This is a genomic window from Paenibacillus terrae, from assembly GCF_000943545.1.
In the GTDB taxonomy this organism is placed as follows: Bacteria; Bacillota; Bacilli; order Paenibacillales; family Paenibacillaceae; genus Paenibacillus; species Paenibacillus terrae_A.
In genome coordinates, this window is the sequence record NZ_JTHP01000191.1 from 1 (window position 1) to 726 (window position 726).

The window sequence follows — 726 nt, forward strand, 5'->3', positions numbered from 1 at the left end:
ACACGACGACTACTTACTTCGCAAGTCAGGGATATGATGAGCTCGGTTCAGGAAACAAGGGTCCTTCCTGATTGGCATGAAAAACTGCCTGTCGGAGTGACCAAGGTGATCGTGCAGGGTGAAAATCCCTATGCGGTCAAAATTGACGCAACCACCTCACCAGAGGTGCATGTGTTCGGAAGTTATGTCTATACAGGCAACGAGGATGAACTAAAAGGACAGGAGCTGTATCAGACAAAGCATATCGGAGATACGCTGTATGTGCTACTGAGCCAAATCCCGACACGTTTTATGCAGCCTCAGCATCAGCTCGACGTTACAATTGCTGTACCCGAGGGGATTACGGTTACCGTGCGCGATAATCAGGGAAATGTAATTGAAAAATAGGAGGGAAAAACAATGATATCGTTAAATCCTGATACACTTACAGGGCGTGAAAATTATAAGCTGTTAAGCGGAAGCATTATCCCAAGACCAGTAGCCTTTGTGACCACACTGAGCAGTGAAGGGGTGCTGAATGGTGCGCCGTTCAGTTATTTTTCCATCGTAGCTTCCGAGCCGCCGCTTCTGTCTGTGTCCGTGCAACGTGTCGATGGGGTGTCCAAGGATACAGCACGTAATGCGATGGAGCAAAAAGCCTTTGTCGTTCATATTACGGATGAGGACAATGTGGGCGCGGTGAATGTGACGGCTTCCCGTCTGTCGCCGGAGGAAAGTGAAATCACA

General features: G+C 48.6%; 1 protein-coding gene and 1 pseudogene. Both read left to right on the forward strand.

What is annotated here, in order from left to right; genetic code table 11:
• Positions 1–387, forward strand: a pseudogene (locus QD47_RS29610) (hypothetical protein); the annotation flags it as partial.
• 12 nt (positions 388–399) lie between these two features.
• The coding region (locus QD47_RS29615) for a flavin reductase family protein (RefSeq protein ID WP_044649485.1) at positions 400–726 on the forward strand (327 nt) is incomplete at its 3' end.